Consider the following 236-nt stretch of genomic DNA (forward strand, 5'->3'; position numbering starts at 1 on the left):
GTGCGGTATTTTTATCATTATCGTTTTCCCCATGTGAAGGCCTGGGTCAAACCACTGAACGTTTCTGCCCGGAGATAATCCACGCGCAACAGGCGGGACAAGGCTTCCGGCGAACCCTCAAATATTTTGGTTGACTTGACTTCGGGATTATTCATTCGGTTGTCCATGCAACGCCGCATTGCCGCGTCAATATCGAGATAAACCGATTTTGCAGCGCAATAAACCGCGCGCGCAAG

1 protein-coding gene is annotated in these 236 nt (G+C 50.4%); it reads right to left on the reverse strand.

Going from position 1 to position 236, the window contains the following annotated elements; all coding sequences use genetic code 11:
- Positions 1-17: 17 nt before the first annotated feature.
- Positions 18-236 (reverse strand): hypothetical protein (locus SB772_RS45550; protein WP_410839220.1); only part of this gene is annotated, 219 nt, incomplete at its 5' end.

The sequence above is a fragment of the Paraburkholderia sp. SIMBA_030 genome (assembly GCF_046535245.1).
In the GTDB taxonomy this organism is placed as follows: Bacteria; Pseudomonadota; Gammaproteobacteria; order Burkholderiales; family Burkholderiaceae; genus Paraburkholderia.